General features: G+C 38.3%; 22 protein-coding genes and 1 other annotated feature. Of the genes, 4 read left to right on the top strand and 18 right to left on the bottom strand.

The window, feature by feature from the left end:
• From ACQKNC_RS04740 to lspA, 5 genes are all read right to left on the bottom strand, one after another.
• On the bottom strand, positions 1–879 hold the full coding sequence (locus ACQKNC_RS04740) for an aspartate carbamoyltransferase catalytic subunit (protein ID WP_427423720.1): 879 nt from the start codon (positions 877–879) through the stop codon (positions 1–3).
• Positions 880–1,083: 204 nt separating this feature from the next.
• Positions 1,084–2,394, bottom strand: a complete 1,311-nt coding sequence (locus tag ACQKNC_RS04735) for a solute carrier family 23 protein (protein ID WP_427423719.1) — start codon at positions 2,392–2,394, stop codon at positions 1,084–1,086.
• A gap of 20 nt (positions 2,395–2,414) precedes the next feature.
• Entirely contained in the window at positions 2,415–2,957 is a 543-nt protein-coding gene (pyrR, locus tag ACQKNC_RS04730; protein WP_427423718.1) for a bifunctional pyr operon transcriptional regulator/uracil phosphoribosyltransferase PyrR, read from the bottom strand.
• Between the two features lie 240 nt (positions 2,958–3,197).
• Positions 3,198–4,109, bottom strand: a complete 912-nt coding sequence (locus ACQKNC_RS04725) for an RluA family pseudouridine synthase (RefSeq protein ID WP_427423717.1) — start codon at positions 4,107–4,109, stop codon at positions 3,198–3,200.
• Entirely contained in the window at positions 4,109–4,585 is a 477-nt protein-coding gene (lspA, locus tag ACQKNC_RS04720; RefSeq protein WP_427423716.1) for a signal peptidase II, read from the bottom strand. Before lspA ends, ACQKNC_RS04725 begins: the two co-directional genes overlap by 1 nt.
• 111 nt (positions 4,586–4,696) lie before the next feature.
• Between lspA and ACQKNC_RS04715 the strand changes: the two genes are divergently transcribed.
• From ACQKNC_RS04715 to ACQKNC_RS04705, 3 genes are read left to right on the top strand one after another with little or no spacing between them, the layout of a single operon-like run.
• Positions 4,697–4,936, top strand: a complete 240-nt coding sequence (locus tag ACQKNC_RS04715) for a hypothetical protein (RefSeq protein WP_427423715.1) — start codon at positions 4,697–4,699, stop codon at positions 4,934–4,936.
• The gene (locus ACQKNC_RS04710; protein ID WP_427423714.1) at positions 4,891–5,409 is read left to right on the top strand and encodes a hypothetical protein; all 519 of its coding nucleotides are present in this window, start codon (positions 4,891–4,893) and stop codon (positions 5,407–5,409) included. The genes ACQKNC_RS04715 and ACQKNC_RS04710 overlap by 46 nt, the downstream gene beginning before the upstream one ends.
• Entirely contained in the window at positions 5,364–5,672 is a 309-nt protein-coding gene (locus ACQKNC_RS04705; RefSeq protein ID WP_427423713.1) for a hypothetical protein, read from the top strand. The genes ACQKNC_RS04710 and ACQKNC_RS04705 overlap by 46 nt, the downstream gene beginning before the upstream one ends.
• A gap of 49 nt (positions 5,673–5,721) precedes the next feature.
• On the opposite strand, the gene ACQKNC_RS04700 is transcribed toward ACQKNC_RS04705, so the two are convergent.
• Positions 5,722–7,290 (bottom strand): cation acetate symporter, encoded by a 1,569-nt coding sequence (locus tag ACQKNC_RS04700; RefSeq protein WP_427423712.1) that lies wholly within the window; start codon positions 7,288–7,290, stop codon positions 5,722–5,724.
• Between the two features lie 15 nt (positions 7,291–7,305).
• Positions 7,306–7,641 (bottom strand): hypothetical protein, encoded by a 336-nt coding sequence (locus tag ACQKNC_RS04695; RefSeq protein ID WP_427423711.1) that lies wholly within the window; start codon positions 7,639–7,641, stop codon positions 7,306–7,308.
• A 236-nt stretch (positions 7,642–7,877) separates the two neighbouring features.
• Between ACQKNC_RS04695 and ACQKNC_RS04690 the strand changes: the two genes are divergently transcribed.
• Complete coding sequence (locus ACQKNC_RS04690) at positions 7,878–9,056, top strand: helix-turn-helix domain-containing protein (protein ID WP_427423710.1); 1,179 nt, start codon at positions 7,878–7,880, stop codon at positions 9,054–9,056.
• A 403-nt stretch (positions 9,057–9,459) separates the two neighbouring features.
• On the opposite strand, the gene ileS is transcribed toward ACQKNC_RS04690, so the two are convergent.
• The 11 genes from ileS to ftsZ form a co-directional block, all read right to left on the bottom strand.
• Positions 9,460–12,228: an isoleucine--tRNA ligase gene (ileS, locus tag ACQKNC_RS04685; RefSeq protein WP_427423709.1), complete on the bottom strand. Its 2,769-nt coding sequence runs from the start codon at positions 12,226–12,228 to the stop codon at positions 9,460–9,462.
• Between the two features lie 327 nt (positions 12,229–12,555).
• Positions 12,556–12,776 (bottom strand) — a binding site (T-box leader).
• Between the two features lie 98 nt (positions 12,777–12,874).
• Complete coding sequence (locus ACQKNC_RS04680) at positions 12,875–13,399, bottom strand: DivIVA domain-containing protein (RefSeq protein ID WP_053483381.1); 525 nt, start codon at positions 13,397–13,399, stop codon at positions 12,875–12,877.
• 95 nt (positions 13,400–13,494) lie between these two features.
• Positions 13,495–14,283, bottom strand: coding sequence for an RNA-binding protein (locus tag ACQKNC_RS04675; RefSeq protein WP_427423708.1), 789 nt, complete (start codon positions 14,281–14,283; stop codon positions 13,495–13,497).
• 202 nt (positions 14,284–14,485) lie between these two features.
• A complete protein-coding gene (locus tag ACQKNC_RS04670) occupies positions 14,486–14,767 on the bottom strand; it encodes a YggT family protein (protein WP_427423707.1) in 282 nt (93 codons plus the stop codon).
• A gap of 20 nt (positions 14,768–14,787) precedes the next feature.
• Positions 14,788–15,285 carry a cell division protein SepF gene (locus tag ACQKNC_RS04665; RefSeq protein WP_427423706.1) on the bottom strand — a complete coding sequence of 166 codons (498 nt, stop codon included), beginning with the start codon at positions 15,283–15,285 and terminating at the stop codon, positions 14,788–14,790.
• Positions 15,269–15,973, bottom strand: a complete 705-nt coding sequence (locus ACQKNC_RS04660) for a YggS family pyridoxal phosphate-dependent enzyme (RefSeq protein ID WP_427423928.1) — start codon at positions 15,971–15,973, stop codon at positions 15,269–15,271. The genes ACQKNC_RS04665 and ACQKNC_RS04660 overlap by 17 nt, the downstream gene beginning before the upstream one ends.
• A gap of 140 nt (positions 15,974–16,113) precedes the next feature.
• On the bottom strand, positions 16,114–16,350 hold the full coding sequence (locus ACQKNC_RS04655; RefSeq protein WP_049668351.1) for a PRC-barrel domain-containing protein: 237 nt from the start codon (positions 16,348–16,350) through the stop codon (positions 16,114–16,116).
• A 647-nt stretch (positions 16,351–16,997) separates the two neighbouring features.
• Entirely contained in the window at positions 16,998–17,771 is a 774-nt protein-coding gene (gene sigG, locus ACQKNC_RS04650; protein WP_004227313.1) for an RNA polymerase sporulation sigma factor SigG, read from the bottom strand.
• A 114-nt stretch (positions 17,772–17,885) separates the two neighbouring features.
• The gene (gene sigE, locus ACQKNC_RS04645) at positions 17,886–18,593 is read right to left on the bottom strand and encodes an RNA polymerase sporulation sigma factor SigE (protein ID WP_049668349.1); all 708 of its coding nucleotides are present in this window, start codon (positions 18,591–18,593) and stop codon (positions 17,886–17,888) included.
• Between the two features lie 13 nt (positions 18,594–18,606).
• Positions 18,607–19,440 (bottom strand): sigma-E processing peptidase SpoIIGA, encoded by an 834-nt coding sequence (locus ACQKNC_RS04640; protein ID WP_427423705.1) that lies wholly within the window; start codon positions 19,438–19,440, stop codon positions 18,607–18,609.
• Positions 19,441–19,970: 530 nt separating this feature from the next.
• The gene (gene ftsZ, locus ACQKNC_RS04635; RefSeq protein WP_427423704.1) at positions 19,971–21,128 is read right to left on the bottom strand and encodes a cell division protein FtsZ; all 1,158 of its coding nucleotides are present in this window, start codon (positions 21,126–21,128) and stop codon (positions 19,971–19,973) included.
• Positions 21,129–21,173 lie beyond the last annotated feature (45 nt).

Here is a 21,173-nt window from a genome sequence, read left to right as displayed (position 1 = left end):
TTATTCTCTCCCCTTTAAAATTGTTTCGACAATAGCCATTCGCGTATATACTCCATTTCGAACTTGCTCGAAAATTCGAGAACGCTCGCATTCAACTAGCTCTGAAGCAATTTCCACATCACGATTGACCGGTGCTGGATGCATAATAATGGCCTTTTCCTTCATTTGTTTTTCACGTTCAATGGTTAAACCGTACTCGTTATGATAACTCTCTTTTGAGAAGCTTTTATTAACCTTATGACGTTCATGCTGCACACGAAGTAACATAATCACATCACTTATTTCGATTAAATCATCCCAAGAGTGATGTGCTTCGAAATTGCCTGCCCACTCTTCTGGACAAAGGAAATGAACATTTGCCCCCAATCGCTGTAACGCTGATGCATTTGATTTTGCTACACGGCTATGGGATATATCCCCAGCGATTGTTACATTCAACCCTTCAAAAGAACCAAACTCTTTTTTGATTGTATAAAGATCCAATAATGATTGGGATGGGTGTTGGCCTGCACCATCACCTGCGTTAATGATTGACACATTAATGCCTTCTAGCAGTTCATTGTAATACTCGTCTTCTTTTGCGCGGATGACTACTGCATCCATACCAATCATTTCTAACGTTTTTACCGTATCGTACATTGTTTCCCCTTTAGTGACACTTGAAAAACCCGCATCAAAAGGGATAACAATACAGCCAACTTTACGCTCTGCCATTTCAAAGCTCGTTTTCGTACGTGTACTCGGTTCAAAAAATAAGTTTGCTACGTTGTATTCTCTAGATAACAATGATGCTTCACCATTTTCAAAAGCTTGCGCACGATCTAGAATGTGGTTAATTTCTTCAGTTGTTAAATGTTCCATCGATAATAAGTTCTTCATCATATGCCTCCATTAGATTGTGTTTCATGAACGTCTATGTATAAACGTTCTGCATTCAGTAAGCTGAGTATAGTAAAAGCCCCGTTGATGTCATCAACGAGGCATAAGGAGGCGCGACAAACTACAGCAGGATACAGTCCTACTTCTAGCTTGACTACAACTTCCCTTTTTTTGCCTCTCTGGACAATTCATTAAAAGGTACTTCTATGAATTTTTATTTTGATTGTATGGTAATGGTATTTCCGCTTCTTTTTTACCTGGAAGGATAGCATTTAAAAGAACACCGATAATAGCTGCTAATGCCATACCTTCGATACTTAGTGATTCTGAAATGACGAACTTCGCACCACCGATGCCAATTACTAAAATAACTGAGGCAATGACCAAGTTACGACTGTTACCAAAGTCGACATGATTATCAACTAACATTCGTAATCCACTTGCTGCAATTATACCGAAGAGTAAAATCGAAACCCCACCAAGTACTGCTGTTGGAATCGTTGCAATAACTGCCATTGCTTTCCCGAAGAATGAAAGTAAAATTGCTACGACTGCTGCTCCTGCGATAACGTATACGCTGTATACACGAGTGATAGCAAGAACTCCGATATTTTCACCGTAAGTTGTTTTCGGTGGACCACCGATTAATGCACTGATAAATGTTCCAATTCCATCCCCTAAAAGTGAACGGTGTAAGCCCGGCTCTTTAATGTAGTCTCGATCAACAACTTTACCTAATACTAACTGGTGACCAATATGCTCTGAAATAGTTACGATAACGATTGGCACCATTGTTAGGAGTATCTTTGTTGTGATTTCAAAGTCATAGTGAACACCTGGGATTAAGAAGTTTGGTAGTGCAAAGAAATCTGCTTTGGCAATTGGTGAATAATCAACAATGCCGATAATCATTGAGTAAACATATCCTACGATTAAGCCAATTAAGATCGGCATTGTACTTAAAATGCCTTTAAAGGCAATCGTGAAAATAATGGCTGTAAATAATGTTACTAACGCTGCTGAGAAGTGTAAAAAGCTATATTTACCATCTACATTCATCGCCATATTGACTGCTGTACCTGATAACCCAAGTCCAATTACCATAATTACAGGGCCCACCACAATCGGTGGCAAAATTTTCATGATCCATTTATAGCCGCTTTTCCAGATGACAAGGGATACGATACCATATGTAATCCCGACTGCCATAGCACCAATCATTGCATGACCTGGATTTACACTTGAACCATCTTTATTTAAACCTCCCGCCGCAAGTAAAATCGGCGCAATAAAGGCAAATGATGATCCTAAATATGCGGGTACTTGAAATTTTGTAATTAATAAGAAGAACAGTGTAGCAATCCCACTTGTTAATAGGGCAATCGCTGGACTAAGACCTACCAACTGAGGAACTAAGATCGTTGACCCAAACATGGCAAACATGTGTTGGAAACTTAATGTCACTAGTTGGATTGGGGTCGGTTTATCCTTAATATCTAATACTGCATTTGACATAGTGTTTCCTCACTTTATAGTTAGTCTTCTTTATAAATATTGACGCAATCTTCTCCGTCTACTTCTTGTAAATTTACGACAATACGTTCAGTTCCAGATGTTGGAACATTTTTACCAACATAATCTGCACGTATTGGAAGCTCTCTGTGACCTCTGTCGATAAGGACTGCCAGTTGAATTTGTGCAGGTCGTCCTAAATCCATCACTGCATCTAGTGCTGCTCGTACTGTACGCCCAGTATATAATACATCATCAACTAGAATGATCTTTTGATTACCTACAACGTAATCAATATCAACTTGTTCAACATGCGCCTGCTCGTTTTCATGCTTTGTTGATAGATCATCTCGATAAAGTGTAATATCAAGCTCCCCAGTACGAATTGGTTTACCTTCAATTTTTTCAATTCTTTCTGCAAGGCGTTTTGCGAGAAAAGCACCTCGTGTTTTAATACCCACTAAAATACATTCATCGATTCCTTTATTGCGTTCAATAATTTCGTGTGCAATGCGTGTTAACGCTCTCGCCATAGATGGCCCATCTAATAATTCATTTTTTGCCATGTAAGTTTCCTCCTCTCTTCTATCTCTTGTTGGCCATGTGTCCATAAAAAAACCTCTCGAGGCGAATAGCCTGAGAGGGTTAAAATACGTGTTCAAATAGTATGTCGAAAAATTTGCAGCACAAATTTTTTCAACACATTCACATGTACCTTCTCAGCCTCTCTGGACTGCCATTAAAGGTGAATATTTAGTTAAGTTGTTCATTCACTTTCGTTAGTATAGACCTTCTTTTTCTATACGTCAATGCCTATTTCTTAAATCAAGTAATAATTGTTCATAATCAGCAGGAATTGGTGCTTCAAACTGCAAATATTCACCTGAAGTAGGATGATCGAAGCCTAATACACCCGCGTGTAATACTTGTCCACCAAAGTCTATTGTCTTCTTTGGTCCATATTTTGGATCACCAACAAGTGGGAAGCCAATATAATTCATATGGACACGGATTTGATGAGTTCTTCCTGTTTCCAAACGACATTCTACTAGAGTATAGTCACCAAAGCGTTCGATAACTTGGAAGTGGGTTACTGCATGCTTACCGTTGTCGACAACTGCTTGTTTTTGACGATCTTTTTGATCTCGTCCAATAGGTGCATCAATTGTTCCTTTATCATGTGCAATATGCCCGTGAACTAGCGCAGTATATTTACGTGTCACTGTTTTATTGACTAGCTGATTCACTAACGATTCATGAGCTGCATCATTTTTAGCAACCATCAATAATCCTGATGTATCCTTATCAATACGATGCACAATTCCCGGACGCATAACGCCATTGATCCCCGATAGATCCTTGCAATGATACATTAAACCATTAACGAGAGTACCCGTCATATGTCCCGGCGCTGGATGTACTACCATGCCCTTTGGTTTATTCACAACAAGAACATCTGCATCTTCATAGACAATATCAAGGTCTAAGTTTTCAGCAATTACATCTAAAGGCTCAGCTTCGGGTACATCTATTTCTACAATATCTCCCGCTTTTACCTTATACTTCGCCTTTACAGTCTCTCCATTAACTTTGACAATGCCCTCAGTAATCCAATTACCAATTTGTGTACGCGACCATTCTGATTGCACACTTGAAAGAGCCTTATCAATGCGCTCTCCCTTTTGTTGTTCTTCCATTGTATATGATACTTGCGTCATTATTTCACCTGTTTCTTTTCTTTTTTATCTTCAACGATTAAGCCAATCATTAATATCACTACCGCAATTGTTAAAGCAGCATCCGCAATATTGAAGATTGGGAAATCATAATTAATTACTGGAATTAAGACATGTACAAAATCGACCACTTCACCTCTAAATATACGGTCAATAAAATTACCTACAGCTCCGCCTAATAAAAGCATTAAGCCTACTTGAAAAATAGGTTTACCCTTCGCCTCTTTATGATAAAAGTATAGGATAGCACAAATTACGCCTATCGTGACAATGCTAAATAACCACATTTGTCCTTCTAACATTCCCCATGCGGCTCCTCTATTTCGATGAGACAATATCCCAAACCACGGATCCCATACTGAAATTCTTTCACCAAACTCCATATTTTTCACAATTAGCCATTTTGTCCATTGATCTAAAATAATCACGAATGCGGCCAATCCATAATATTTATACACAGACACTCCTCCGTTCGCTCAACATCTAACCTATTCTACCATAACAGCCCATCTCAGAATAACTAATATAGCATGAAAATATGGCTCAATACTATTATGTGGGGTTGATTTTTGCTCCGATTTGGCGCTTTCTTTTGGGCGTTCGCTGAGCTATCCGTCGTTTTCGACTTTGTATCCGTCGTTTTGGCTCTTCTTTCCGTCGCTCTGGACTTCCTATCCGTCGCCTTGGCTCTTCTTTCCGTCGCTCTGATTTTCATCCGTCGCTTTGGCTCTTCTTTCCGTCGCTCTGGGTTTCTTCCGTCGCTTTGGCTCTTCTTTCCGTCGCTCTGGACTTCCTATCCGTCGCTTTGACTCTTCTTTCCGTCGCTCTGATTTTCATCCGTCGCCTTGGCTCTTCTTTCCGTCGCTCTGGACTTCCTATCCGTCGCCTTAACTCTTCTTTCCGTCGCTTTGATTTTCATCCGTCGCCTTGGCTCTTCTTTCCGTCGCTCTGGGTTTCTTCCGTCACTTTGGCTCTTCTTTCCGTCGCTCTGGACTTCCTATCCGTCGCTTTGACTCTTCTTTCCGTCGCTCTGATTTTCATCCGTCACTTTGGCTCTTCTTTCCGTCGCTCTGGACTTCCTATCCGTCGCCTTGGCTCTTCTTTCCGTCGCTCTGGACTTCCTATCCGTCGCCTTGGCTCTTCTTTCCGTCGCTTTGGCTCTTCTTTCCGTCGCTCTGGACTTCCTATCCGTCGCTTTGGCTCTTCTTTCCGTCGCTCTGGGTTTCTTCCGTCACTTTGGCTCTTCTTTCCGTCGCTCTGGACTTCCTATCCGTCGCTTTGACTCTTCTTTCCGTCGCTCTGATTTTCATCCGTCACTTTGGCTCTTCTTTCCGTCGCTCTGGACTTCCTATCCGTCGCTCTGGACTTCCTATCCGTCGCTTTGACTCTTCTTTCCGTCGCTCTGGGTTTCTTCCGTCGCTTCAGCTCTTCATTCCGTCGCTCTACATCTTCTTTCCGTCGCTTCGACTCCTCTTCCTGTCTCCAGACTCTTCTAGTAGCCGCTTTCGTTCCCTCAAAAAAAAAGCTATTACCATCACTTCATAAGTAATGGCAATAGCTTTTCAAATTTAAGGTTATACAGATGCAAAAGTTATTAGACTGTTTCTGACTCTTTTGAATGCACACGCTTCATGAAATCATTGACATCAGCTGGTACTTTTCTATCTAATAAAGACACAATAACAACTGATAAGAAGCCCACTGGTACCGTTACTATTCCAGGAATTTTAAATTGTAAGAAGCTTGGTAGGGTTCCTGGCAGAAAAATCATCCACATAGATACACCAAGACCAATGAGTAAACCTGCAATCGCTCCTTTTTCTGTCATCCCTCTCCACCAAATACCTAAAATAAATATTGGTGTAAACGTACTTGCTGCAACAGTAAAGGCTAGTGCCACTAAATGTCCAATGGATGCGTCCTTAACTAGTAAGCCCAATGCTCCATATAAAATGCCTAATAAAACAATTGCTACTTTCCCTGCAATAACGCGTTGTTTTTCTGTAATATCCTTTTTCATAATGCTTGCATATAAATCGTGAGCTAATGCACCTGAGCTTGTAATAAATAACCCTGATAAATTTGAGAATATGGCCGCAAATGCACCTGCTATGACTAGCCCAAGAAGCCATTTGCCTCCAAGTGCAAGTGCTGTTGTAGGAATAACCATATTGTTTCCGCCAAGCACTAAATCGCGCATTACTTCCTCACTTGCTGTACCCGAGATAAAAATAGAACGACCTACAACACCTAAAAATACAGCTAATAAGAAAAACGTACTTGCAATTCCAATCGCCATTAATGCAGATTTACGAGCCGCCTTCGCACTCGGATTCGTATAAAACCTTAGTAATATATGCGGCAGACCAATTGTACCTAATGCTAAACCTATTGTCATACTGATAGTTTGCCAAAATGTAGGGAAATAAAAGCCCGTCCCTGTCCAAGCAGCACCATCAAAATTAACATCATTTCCATCTAGTGCATATGGTGAGGTTCCTGCAATCGGTCCGCTGAATGAATTAATAGCAGCTAAAATCTTATCGTAATGCAAACCACCATAAATTGCTGTAATCAACATAACAACAAACGCACCAAGGCGAATCCAAAGCTCTAAAGCTTGGTTGATTGTTGTTCCTTTCATACCGCCTATACCTACATAGAAAATCATTACTATACAAGTAAAGATGATGCCGAATTCATATGAAGTCCCAAAAAACATACTTAAAATTTGTGCCGCTCCTAATAATTGTGGCGCTGCATAAAAACCAGATATCGCTAAAACAACAGCTACCGCTACTAGCCGAGCTCGTCTACTATGAAAACGGTAGGCTAAAAAATCGGCAACAGTAAATGCGCCAAAACGTCGTAATGGACCAGCTACAAAAATAGCTAACAACGTTAATCCAATGGAGAAGCAAAATGCATAATAAGCACCATCATACCCTAATTGAAAAGTTAAACCGGCTATCCCAAGAAATGTAGCTGCACTTAAATAGTCTCCCCCAATTGCCGAACCATTTGTAAACCACCCAAAACTTCGTCCCCCAACAAAGAAATCGGACGCCGTTGCATTTCTTTTTGTTAAATACGTAATGTATACAATTGTTCCCATTAAAAAAATAGTCATTAACATCTTCGGTTCTAATAGAGCTTGCATCATTCAACATATCCCCCCTTAGCTATTAAATATTTCGTATTTCTTTAAGCGTTTTTCGTACAATGCTGTATGCACATACGCAATAATAAAGGCCATTACCATCATAACGACTGTTGTCACAAACCATGTAACTGTCATACCACCCCAAATTTTCTTAAAAGCCAGCTCTGGAGCGAACCAGTTCATAACTGGAATACTAAAAATTAAAATGAAATAAAATACCGTTAAGCTAAAACCTGTAGTAAACTCATCTTTCATAATTTTGTTAGTAGTTGCATCGAGTGGTGGAAGATCCTTAACATCTATAGTTCCTGCTTCCACGTATTCATAATCTTTACTCCCTACTTCTGCCATATTTCAACTCCCCCTTTCTATATAAGTAAATAATTATCTGAAATTTCAAATTATTATTCACTACAATTATTCTATTCTATTTAATCTATAAAATAGTTACAAATTATTGCTGTATTAGTACAAAAAAATGCTATTTTAAGTTAAAATGTTTTTATTGTTTTTATTTACAAGAGAAGGGAGCTGTTAGCATTTTAAATATTGTTTGGTACATTGAAAATTCGAATGAGAAACAACAAATGGACTACTGGCTAGAAGAATTTCTACCTAATACCTTTATTAACTGCGAAGAACCCAAAACAGAAATTTCCGCCATCATTTTCTATGAAATTAACCGTTTATTTGACTGGGTAAAGATAAATCGGTTAAAAAGAAATTATCCTAATAGTATAATTATCCCTATTGTTGCAGAACACCTTACCTACTCAACTGGTATAGCAATTGAACTAAGTTTGCCCGCACTTCTTATAAAACCATTACAAAAAGCAAAATTTCTAAGAATTGTTAAAAAGCTTTATACTTCCTACAAAGAAAAACAGGCGAGTACTCTTACAATGCTTGAGTTATCACAGCAAATTTCGCAAGACCATACTTCACCTTTCCGAGAAGCATTTTTAAAACGCCTTATACGAGGAGAGGTTGAAAGTGAGCAGGAAATAATCCAGTCATCCTCTTTTTTATCGAGGCATTGTATCCCAAATATCGTGTTTTTAATCCAGGGCTATATAGATGTGAATGAAGGTCGACCTATCACTCATGATGCAAGTAGTGTTATAACCAATGTGTTTCACCAAAACTTTGCTAGTAAAGCACCACTATCATTTTTACATTTTGAACGTTACTTACTGTTGCTTATGCGCATTCCTAATGAATACACATCATTTAAGAATTGGTCTGAGGGGATAGCTTGTTTACTTGAGGTTATTGAAGTTCTAAAAAAAGATTATTGCATCCATCTTTTTATGGGGATTGGTGGAGTTTTTCAGGACGCCATGCAAGTCAAGGAATCCTATAGCCAAGCTCGAAAGGCACGGAGGAAACCGCCCGTCCATAATCTTCATATACGATTTTATGAAGATTTAACAAAACAAGAACAACTCCAAAAGGCTATCCAATATATCGAAGAGCACTATGATGAACAACTTACGATCAGTGCTGTTGCCAAATATATCAATTTTAGCTCTACACATTTTAGTAGATTGTTTAAAAAAGAGTCCGGTCGGAATTTTGTTGATTATGTAGCTATTACACGTATCATCAAGACACTGCCGTATTTACGAAAATACGATTACACCATTGAAAAAATCTCCTCCATTTGTGGTTTCAACACACCTAATTATTTCAGCCTTACATTTAAGAAATATGTCGGTATATCACCAACTGACTACCGTAATACGCAAGAAATATTATTTAAATAGTTCATAACACGTAAATGAAGCATTCAAATTTCTGAAAAAGTCACTCCATAACAAAAAAAGAATCTGCTAGAAACCTCAATGACAAAGTAAACAACGCAAGCCCCCCATTATCAAGGAGACTTGCGTTATTAATTACATAGAATGCAGATTCTTATTTTTAAATTGCATTATTGTTTGCTTTTATCAATTATGCCTCGACATAATTGCGTCCGGAATCGGCTTTGTGCCTGCACAAAAAATTCCTTTCCAATTCCGTGACATCCGCCGGAGGCTTTAACAAGCGGACTTTTGGACACCCGCAGAAAAGTGACTTAAAACAGCATTCATCTCATCACCTATAGAGGTAGGCGACTACTGTACCTGTCGCTACGCTTTCGGTACAAAAGACATTTGCTGAAAGAAGTTAAACGTAATACTTTTCTACAACTTCTGCACAACGCGCGCACACTGTTGGTTGTGTTTCATTTGAACCGACCGTTTCAGAAATAGACCAGCAACGCTCACATTTTTCACCAGTTGCCTTCTCTACAACAATTGATGCATGTTCTAGAGCTAATGCATCTGCAGGAGCAGCTTCTATTGAAGCTACTTCAAAGGCAGAAACGATTGAAAGCTGTGCAAAATCAATGCTTGCATCATTTAATAATGCTGCCACATCTTCTTTCGCATAAACTGTCACTTTCGCTTCCAGTGATTTACCGATTGTTTTTGCATTACGAGCTTCTTCTAATGCTTTTAAAATATCATCACGAACATCAATAATTTTCACCCATTTTGCACGTAGACTTTCGAAGTTATCATGTTCATTAACCTCTGGGAAATCTGTTAATTGTACAGATACCTCTTCTACAACACCTTGAGCATGTAAGTAAGACCACATCTCGTCACTTGTATGAGGAATAATAGGTGACATCACTTTTACTAATGTCATTAATGTGTCATAAATAACTGTTTGCATCGCACGACGATCTTTGTTGTCATGGCCTTCGATGTACACAACATCTTTAGCAATATCTAAATAGAATGAAGATAATTCTACTGCAACAAAGTTATTTACCGCATGATAAACAGCTGCGAAATCATAGCGATCATATGCAGCACGTACAGTTTTTAAAACATCTTGTAGGCGCATATACACGTACTGATCCATTTCACGAAGATTCTCATATGCTACTCGATCTTTCGTTACATCGAAATCAGCTACATTTCCGTGTAAGAAACGGAATGTGTTACGGATTTTTCGATAAACCTCAGAAACTTGCTTCAACATATCCATTGAGATACGAACGTCGGCTGTATAATCCACAGAAGCAACCCATAAACGAAGAATATCTGCTCCGTATTGATCCATAACCTTTTTCGGGATAATGACATTTCCTAAAGATTTACTCATCTTACGACCTTCACCATCTAAAACAAAACCATGTGTTAATAGTCCCTTGTATGGTGCATAGCCATTAATAGCTACAGAAGTAATTAATGATGAGTTAAACCATCCACGGTGTTGGTCAGAGCCCTCTAAATATAAATCAGCTGGATATTTCATACCACGTTCTACTAGCACACCTTGGTGAGAAGAACCTGAGTCAAACCAAACGTCCATAATATCGTTTTCTTTTGTAAATTCGCCGTTCGGGCTACCAGGGTGTGTGAAGCCTTCAGGTAATAATTCCTTAGCTGTTTTTTGGAACCAAATATTTGATCCATGTTCACGGAATAAAGCTGAGATATGGGCAATTGTTTCTGGTGTAATAATTGGCTCACCATTTTCAGCATAGAAAATTGGAATTGGCACACCCCATGCACGCTGACGTGAAATTACCCAGTCCCCACGGTCACGAATCATATTATAAAGACGAGTTTCACCCCAAGCAGGTGTAAATGCTGTTGATTTTACAGCCGCTAGTAACTCATCACGGAATGCATCAACGGACGCAAACCATTGTGGTGTTGCACGATAAATAACTGGTTTTTTCGTACGCCAATCATGTGGATATGAGTGTGTAAAGAAGTTAAGCTTTTCTAAAGCGCCTACTTCTTTTAATTTTTCAGTGACCATTTTGTTTGCATCATTGTAGAATACACCTTCAAAACCAGGTGCTTCATCTGTATAGCAGCCGCTATTATCAACAGGGCTAAGAATTGGTAGACCATATTGTTTACTAATATGATAGTCATCTTCCCCGTGTCCTGGTGCTGTATGAACACAGCCAGTACCCGCTTCAGCAGTTACGTGCTCTCCAATCATTACAAGAGATTCACGGTCATAGAATGGATGCTGTGCAACAATTCGATCTAATGCTTCACCTTTAACTTCTTGAACAACTTCATACGCTTCCCATTCAAGTTCGTTAGCAACTGTTTCTAATAACTCTTTTGCAATGATGAATTTTTTATCTGCAACTGCCACAACAACATAGATAAACTCAGGGTTTACAGAAATCCCTAAGTTCGCTGGAATCGTCCAAGGTGTTGTTGTCCAAATGATCATTTTAGCGTCTGTAGGGACAACACCTTTAGCATCTTTTAGCGCAAAGCTTACATAAATAGAAGCCGATTTAACATCTTTATATTCAATCTCAGCTTCTGCAAGTGCAGATTCAGATGATGGAGACCAGTAAACTGGTTTTAAACCTTTATAAATATAGCCTTTTTCAGCCATCTTACCGAATACTTCAATTTGACGTGCTTCAAATTCAGGCTTCAATGTAATATATGGATTTTCCCAATCACCACGAACACCTAAACGGCGGAATTGTGTACGTTGGTTGTCGATTTGCTCGTAAGCATACTCTTCACATAATTTACGGAATTCAGCAACAGACATTTCTTTGCGCTTTACACCTTTGTTCGTAAGTGCTTGCTCAATTGGTAAACCATGTGTATCCCAGCCTGGAATATAGTTTACATGGTAGCCAGTCATAGAACGATGACGCGTAATCATATCTTTCAGTACTTTATTTAAAGCATGTCCGATATGGATATCACCATTCGCATATGGCGGTCCATCATGTAACACATATTCAGGGCGTCCTTTAGTACGTTCCATCTGTAATTTATTGATGTCCATTCCATCCCATTTTTCTTGCATCTTCGGTTCATTTGCCGGCAAGTTTCCACGCATTGGGAAATCTGTTTTTGGCATTAATAAAGTATCTTTGTACTCAACCATTTTTCAATTCCTCCTTTTTGTTTACAAACAAAGAACAAACGCACTTAAGCGCTCATTCACATACGACAGTTATTAGACTCATCATTATAACGTGAGGTTAATTTCCGCTCCGGCTGGGCGCTTTCCTGGGGGCGTCCAGCCTTCACTCCAATCAACTTATATACATGGCGTACTTTTTGTGAAATGCCTTCTCTAAGTTCTAGTTATTAGCAAAATCAACACATTTCAACAACGAAAGTATAAGTTCAAACATAGTATACATCCATTCTCCACCAAGAGAAATAAAAGCATTCCGTCATTTGAACATAAAAAAGCCTCTCAATCCCTCAAAGGGACGAGAAGCTTATACTCGCGGTACCACCCTAATTGTAGTACAAAATTGTACTACCACTTAAAGCACGTTAACGTCGTGCATCACGAAATAACTTACTTGATTCAGCTATTTAGCTCCGAAGTGATGTTCATTGTTATTTGCTTGTTTGGGCTCACACTATCCCCAAATCGCTTTAACTACGCCTAACAAATACTGTCTTCGTCTCTGCCTATTTGCATATTTGTTCAAATTAATTACTATTTCAATAGTATATGAAAATCAAACAATCACGTCAAGTTTCACTTATTACGTTCAAATAACTAATAACAACGATTAAACTTGATCGGCTTCCTGTGCTTCTTCAACAGATGTTTGAATTTCAGTAAGGTCAATATCATATTGTAGCAAATGATCCCAATCGTCTGCATTTAGTAAATCCAGCTGTGCCTCTACAAGCATTTTAAAACGATTACGGAATACCTTCGATTGCTTTTTCAGCTCATCAATTTCAATTGTCACTTTTCGAGCCTTCGTTAAAGCCTCATTGATAATACGATCCGCATTTTTTTCTGCTTCCTTTACAATGAGTTTAGCTTCTTTTTGAGAATTTCTACGTACTTCATCAGCTGCCTCTTGCGCAACAACAATTGACTTTTGTAACGTTTCCTCTAAAGAGTTAAAATGTCTCGCTTGTTCTAAGGATATTTCTAGTTGTCTGTCTACTTCCTTTTTTTCACGTAACAAAATCTCATAGTCTTTAATAATTTGATCTAAAAATTCGTTTACTTCATCTTCAGCATAACCTCTGAAGGATTTAGTAAACTCCTTATTATGTATATCAATAGGTGATAATGGCATACGATCCTTCTCTCCTTTACATGTACATTCGTACTTTCTATTATACAATTGTTCCAACAACTTAGCAGTAAAAATTAATGAAATTTACTTGATTTTCAGCTTTTTTGGGTCAAACGACCGATTTGCAAACGAATTTTATCCTTTTTTGTACGGCCTTCAGTCATCATAATTTTTATTCGACCACTTCCGCGTACAGATAAAATATCTCCTTCTTGTAATTCAAAAGCAACTGTATCCCGTTCAGTCCAATTAACACGTACCTTTTTACCTGTAATTAATGCTTGCGCCTTCTGACGGGAAGTTTTTAGAATAGTGGAGATAATAACATCTAAACGCATAGAAGAAACCGTATGAGACTCTTCTAGCCACTCTTCCTCGTTTTGTAGCAATGGCTCCGTCTCTTTAATCGATTCTACATGTACTTTTACTTTGCCGATGCCTGTTAAATGTAAGCGTACATATTCCGCTACCTCATTCGCTACTACAAATTGTACTAGATGTTCATTTACACGAATATCACCGAATTTGCCACGGTTCAATCCTAATGATAATACAGCTCCAAGAACATCTGGATGCCGTAGTTGTACAAATTTCACAGGATATTGAATCGTAAATACTGTAAGCTGAAAATCTTCCTCCACAGGCTCATAATATGTAGGATAAATCAGCATACGTTCTCTTTCTGCATCATCAAAAAGCCCAGCACTAGCTGTTTTCAATGTATCATACTGTCCAATGATCGATGCAACAATAAAGCGTTGTCGAGGATCTAGAAAATCAGTAAGCTTTGGAGCATATCGATCCTCTACCTCATGCTGCCAGCTCACAACCTGTTCGATAAAAGGCTGTTCATCTTTTCTAAAATGCTGTATTAAATGCTCCATATAACTCCACCTCTATTATCTCTCTTTTACTAGTTCAATTTCATTGGTATTTTAAGGATTTATAAAAAATAGGCTCATAACCATAACGTGGATAAAACATTGTCGCTGACGCTTCGCTTTCGCTACCAAAACAGTTGCTGAAAGAAGTTAAATTTAGTATTCCCCATAAATAAAAAATCCCCACCATTCGTGAGGATTTCTTTTAAGCCAACATATCGTATATTTTTAAAATAACAATAAAAAGACCTTTTTGAATATAATTAAGGAGAAATATTGCTACGATAGGTGAAATATCAATCATACCAATTGGCGGAATAAATTTTCTAAAAATAGAAAGATAAGGTTCGCACACTTTTGCTAATAAACGTCCTATTGATGAGTTTTGGACGGCTGGCACCCAAGACATTAAAACATATGCGACTAACATTAGTGAATAGGCATAAAATGCTACTGACACATACTTCAAGATTAAATAAAAAGTCATATAAACTACAATCCTCGCTATTAATTATCGTCTAAAATAAAATTCGAAATTTCGCCAGATACTTCTACATTATCAGGTGTGCATAGGAAAATGTCTTTACCGATTCTTTGAATATCACCGCCAAGTGCATAAACTGTACCACTTAAAAAATCAATAATCCGTATACCTTGCTCTCGCTCAATACGTTGTAAATTGACGATCGCTGCACGCTTATTTTTTAAATGTTCAGCAATGTCCTGTGCTTCGGCATAAACTCTTGGTTCAACTAATACAACTTTTGAACCTTTTGAATTCATTGCTGCCTGCAAACTTACAATGTTGTTTGTAGATGTTGTACTCTGCGGAAAAATTTCCTGAACCGGTGCCTTACGTTCCTTTATAACTTTTTTAGGCTTCACAGATTGAATCTGTTGCTGTTGTTGTACGGGTTGTTGCTGTTGAATAGGAGCTTGCGTGATTTCTTCTTCTAGTTCTTCCTCAAGATAAAAGAAATTTTTAATTTTATTTTTCATGCTCATCCAGTTCCCCTCTTTCATTTCCAACAAGAGCCGTTCCAACTCGAACAAATGTAGCCCCTTCTTCTACCGCAATTTCAAAGTCATTAGACATGCCCATTGATAACTCGGTACAAGGTGCATGTGCGAATTCTTGCTCGGCTATTTGCTGTTGACATTGTTTTAATTGCTTAAAAACAGAGCGAATAGTAGAATCCTCATCTGTGTTTGGTGCCATTGTCATTAAACCAACAACTTGAATTTTCGTAAAACTCTTTAATGATTCAATAAAAGGCAGGACTTCTTCAATCGATACACCATGTTTTGATTCTTCGCCAGATACATTAACTTGTACAAAGCATTTAACAGGTTTGTCTGCTCTTTTTTCAATTTCTTGTGCTAAACTCAAACGATCTAATGAATGTAAAAAATCAATACTATTAATAACTTGTTTTACCTTACGTGTTTGTAAAGACCCAATATAATGCCAATGTACATCAGCTTGAATCGCTTCAATTTTACGATTTAAGCCTTCAGGACGGTTCTCTCCTAAATGAATAAGTCCTGCATCAATTGCTTCTTGTGTTCTTTCTACAGAAACTTCTTTTGTCACTGCAATAATTTGGACATTCTCTGCTTCATGATTTGCACGTTTTTTTGCTGCTTGTATAAAATCGTTAATTTTCTTCAAATTTGTTAAGATTTTTGTCACTGTTTTTCCCAACTTTACAACAATAGTTTCCTTTATTGTAACAAGCAATGCTTGAATTATCAATGAATAGCCTGACCTATGTGAAAGTACATTTTTAATCTTCTTGCACATAAAATTAATAATCATAAAAATTTTGCTCTTTAGGATAATGCTTTTACTAAAATGACATCCTTTCCAACTACAAGTACATCTTTCATATACACTTTCCTGACAGATTCTTCTCCGCGAAAAAAGCCTAGATATTTACGAGGCTCTGCAATCATAAAAGCCGTTACATAGCCTGTTTCTTTGGATACCTCTGCATCTACCACAAATCCTAAAAAGCGTCCGTTGCCTGCTTCAATAACTTCTTTTTGCTGTAACATTGAGAAACGCATTTTATCCCTCCTAAATCAATTACTCTCAACATCGTTTTATCTCAACAAACTATGTTTTCTCTTTATATTTATGTGTTTATTGTTGTTTAAATGAAAATGAAATGATTAAGGAATCTCTCTTCGGCAAAACGAGGAGGTGATTTCCGTTCCAGGCTACTCGCTTTCCTGTGGGCGAGCGTCGAGCCGCTTCCTTCGCTACGCTTCGTGCAGGGTCTCGTCTGTCTCGCTTTCCCACGGGAGTCGAGTAGCCTTCCACTCCAATCAGCAATAGCGTAGAATTTCAATAGTGGACGCTATAACAACATACCTTAAGTTAACACTTCGCCTTCGCACAGAAATCATTTGTTGCTGTCGCATAGACAAAACCTTTTTGCTAAAGTTACGTTTTATCACTTAAATTATAGCGATTGGAAGAGGATACATGCTATATGAATTGGTTGATTGAAGTGGAGACTGGGCGACTCCTTGGGGATCAGCGTCACAGATGAGACCCTGGAGCGAGCAACGCGAGTGAAGCGGCTCATCGGACGCCCCCAGGAAAGCGCACAATCGGAACGGAAATCAACTCCTCATTTTTGCAAGAGCTATTCTTTATTTCATTGGAATAAATTAAAATGCGCACCCTGAATTCGGATGCGCATGTTTTTCTACTTATAATCTTTCTGCATTGTTTCAATTGCATTTTTTTCTAGACGTGAAATTTGCGCTTGAGATATTCCCAATTCTTTTGCAATTTCAGTTTGTGTCTCACCGTAATAAAAACGCTTTGCAACAATCATTTGTTGACGTTCATCTAACTTTTGTAAACTTTCCTTTACCGACACATAGGCAACCCATTGATCTTCTGATACATCATCATCACGTAATTGGTCCATCATATAAACAGCGTCTCCACCGTCCGAATAAATGGGTTCCTGTAAGGAAACTGGGTCTTGAATGGCATCTAAAGCAAATAAAACATCTTCCTTTTTCATGTCAATCATTTCAGCAATTTCTTCAATCGTTGGTTCTCGTAAATTATCGGTTATCCATTGCTCTTTTGCCTGCATCGCCTTATACGCAATATCTCTTAGAGAACGAGAAACGCGTAATGCATGATGATCACGCAGATGGCGACGAATTTCACCAATGATCATCGGTACAGCGTATGTTGAAAATCGTACATTATGCTTCAAATCAAAATGATCAATGGCTTTCATGAGGCCAATACAGCCTACCTGAAATAAATCATCTGCCTGCTCACCCCTGTAGGCAAATCTACCGACAATACTAAGCACTAACCTTAAATTGCACATTACAAGCTCTTCCCTAATCTCAGTTTCTCCAGCCTGTAAACGAATGAATAATTCCTTCATTTCCTCGTGCTTTAAAATTGGCAAAGTCGATGTATCTAAGCCGCAAAGATCTACTTTAGTTCGCATATTCGATTCCTCCGGATGTTATTCTCTGACTAAACCGTTACATCAGTTTGTCCGAGAGAAACGAGAATATGCACAAAAGCTACGACCAATTTTAGGTAGGGTAAATTTCCCTCTCTAAGATATTGGCTGATTCAGATTTTCACGTAAATCTTGAATAATTTTCTTCTCTAATCGGGAAATATATGATTGCGAAATTCCTAAATGATCAGCAACTTCTTTTTGAGTCATTTCAATTTTCCCATTGAGACCAAAGCGACATTCCATAATATATCGTTCACGCGCACCTAGTAAATTAATGGCATGAAACATATGTTGACGCTCAATTTTCTTCTCTACATTGTCTAAAATAATATGCTCTTCAGTTCCTAAAATATCAGACAATAACAACTCGTTTCCATCAGCATCGGAGTTTAATGGTTCGTCTAATGAAACTTCACCCTTCATGCGACTTGTTTTACGTAAATGCATCAAAATCTCATTTTCAATACAACGAGACGCGTATGTGGCAAGCTTAATATTTTTATCTGTATTGAACGTTTCAATCGCCTTTATTAAACCGATAGAGCCAATACTTATTAAATCCTCAATCGGTGTACCCGTATTATCAAAACGTCTAGCAATATAAACAACAAGACGTAAATTACGTTCAATTAGTGTATCTCTAGCTCGTAAATCACCATTCATAAAGGATGCAATGACTGTAACTTCTTCTTCTCGACTTAGTGGCACTGGCAATGAATCATTTCCCCCTATATAGTACGTTTCACGACTCCGAAACTTACTCCAAAATTTTTTCAAGCTAGCAAGTAGCCTAAGAAGCAATAGTTCTCCCCCTCTATGAGTTATTTGAAAGCGCTGAAAAATGTAAAATTGCTGCTGTGCTATGTGGAAAATTTTTAGCTTTTTTTGTTAAAACGATATATTCATTCGTTTTCACTTGTGAGTGCTCCCCTTTGATATGCCACTCTTCAAAGCGAAAACCTAATACAACCGATTGCTGTTGTACTGTATTAACATGAATAAATCGAATGTAACGCTGATAATCTTCTGAAAACATGGATACATTATACGGATCAGTTTCTTGCCATTCTAACAATGATTTGCAAAATGCTGCAGGTAAATGTGGACGTAATGCTGAATAAGAGACAAAGTGAACAGGTTTTCCTGATAGTGGCTCAATCGCTTGATTTCCCGTATCTGCAAATGCAGAAAGCGGTATCTTTACATCAAAAATTTTTAATGTCGTTTCAAACACAAACTGACCACTTAACCGCTCAAGCTTTACAAATCCCCATTGCTTATAAAAAGCAACTAGATTACCAACAGCTAATAGTAGGCAAATAATAATAAAATGGACAACAGAAAGATTCTTTAAATACGGTTGTAATGCTGTTAACAGTCCACCGATAATGATAGTTGCTGTTAAAACAATCGGTCCTTGCTTTTGAAAACTTCGAATCTTGAAGCGAAAAGCTAGTCCAATTAGTAAGATAAAGCTTAGTAGCGTCGTCAACAGCATTTGTCCACCAATTACAGCTACAAAACTACTACAAATAGAACTCATTAATAATCTCGTGTTCTTTACAAAAACCCCTGTTACTTTTGCTGTAAACTTGAGTATCGCTAGATTAAAAAGTGTATTAATGAGCACCAGCCATTCTCCATACATAACAGCCGCCTCCTACATACAAAGTTAGCATGTTACTCCCACAAATATTGTCAAACAATCGCATCATTTTATTAAAATGTTTTGACAAAATACATCTTTTCCTTACACATTTGAACATAATTAATTTATAAGACTCTGAAAATATCAAGGAAACTTTTATGATTGTTGTAGCTTTTTAAATGGGGATGATTTCTGTTCCAGGCTATTCGCCGCTTTTCCGAGAGTCGAACATCGAGCCGTTTCCTCTCTTAGTGTTGTTGCTGTCGCTTCGTTACGTTTATCATCTAATTTAAAGCGACATGTCAGAGGGTACTTGCCATGCCATGTGAGTTGGATGTCATTTTGTTAAAACGTATGTCATGTGAACTAATTGATTGGAGTGAAACACAGATGAGACCCCGTGAAGCGAAGCAGCTCATCGGACGCCCCCAGAAAAGCCATACTCTATTTAATAGGACAACTTATCAATATAAAAAACTCGTATTTCACATAATGTAAAATACGAGTTTTTCAGAATGTTGGATGCTGATTTATCCGCGATTTTTACGGTTACGTAAAAATGCTGGCACCTCAAGCATGTCATCCTGTGCATAATTTTGTTGGTTTTGACGTGGTTGTTCTTGCTGTACATGCATATCTTGACGTTGTTCACGAATTGGAGCTTGCTGTTGCTGTACGGCTTGTCTATTTGTATTTAACGTCGGTCGTGCAGTATTACGCTGTTGCTGTAGAGCTTCCTCTGAGAAACCAGTCGCAATTACTGTCACAATAATTTCATCTTTTAGATTTTCGTTAATAACAGAACCGAAAATCATATTTACTTCTTCATCTGATGCTGAAGCTACAATATCTGCAGCCTCTTGTACTTCAAATAAGCTGAGGTTCGAGCCACCAGTGATATTCATAAGGACACCTTTAGCGCCATCAATTGATGATTCAAGTAAAGGACTTGAAATAGCTTTCTTAGCAGCTTCTGCAGCGCGATTTTCACCTGTAGCAATACCGATACCCATTAATGCTGAACCTTTGTTAGACATAATTGTTTTTACGTCTGCAAAGTCTAAGTTAATAAGGCCCGGCGTTGCAATTAAATCTGAAATACCTTGTACACCTTGTCGTAAAACATTATCTGCTTCACGGAATGCCTCTAGCATTGGCGTAGATTTATCGACAATTTGTAATAGCTTGTCGTTTGGAATAACGATTAAAGTATCTACAGATTCCTTCATGCCACCAATACCACCGATAGCTTGTGTTTGGCGTTTACGACCTTCAAATGTGAATGGACGCGTTACAACACCGACTGTAAGAGCTCCTAAATCACGAGCAATTTGTGCGATTACTGGCGCGGCACCAGTACCAGTTCCTCCGCCCATTCCAGCTGTAACGAATACCATATCTGCACCACGTAGAACCTCTTCTAATTGTTCACGGCTTTCTTCTGCAGCCTTTTTCCCTACTTCCGGATTTGCACCTGCACCTAACCCACGTGTGAGTTTCGTACCAATTTGTAGCTTTATTTCTGCTTTCGATAAATTTAGTGCCTGTGCATCTGTGTTTACTGCGATAAAGTCAACACCTTGTACACCATGTTCTATCATTCGATTGACAGCGTTGTTACCGCCGCCACCAACACCAATGACTTTTATTACTGCAAGTTGATCAACACTTGTATCAAATTCTAACATTTCTTTTTCCTCCCACGGTAACTCGACTCTGTATCATTCATTACG

The sequence above is a fragment of the Lysinibacillus sp. NPDC094177 genome (assembly GCF_050279145.1).
GTDB lineage: Bacteria > Bacillota > Bacilli > Bacillales_A > Planococcaceae > Lysinibacillus.
This window is presented reverse-complemented; position numbering and strand designations above follow the sequence as displayed.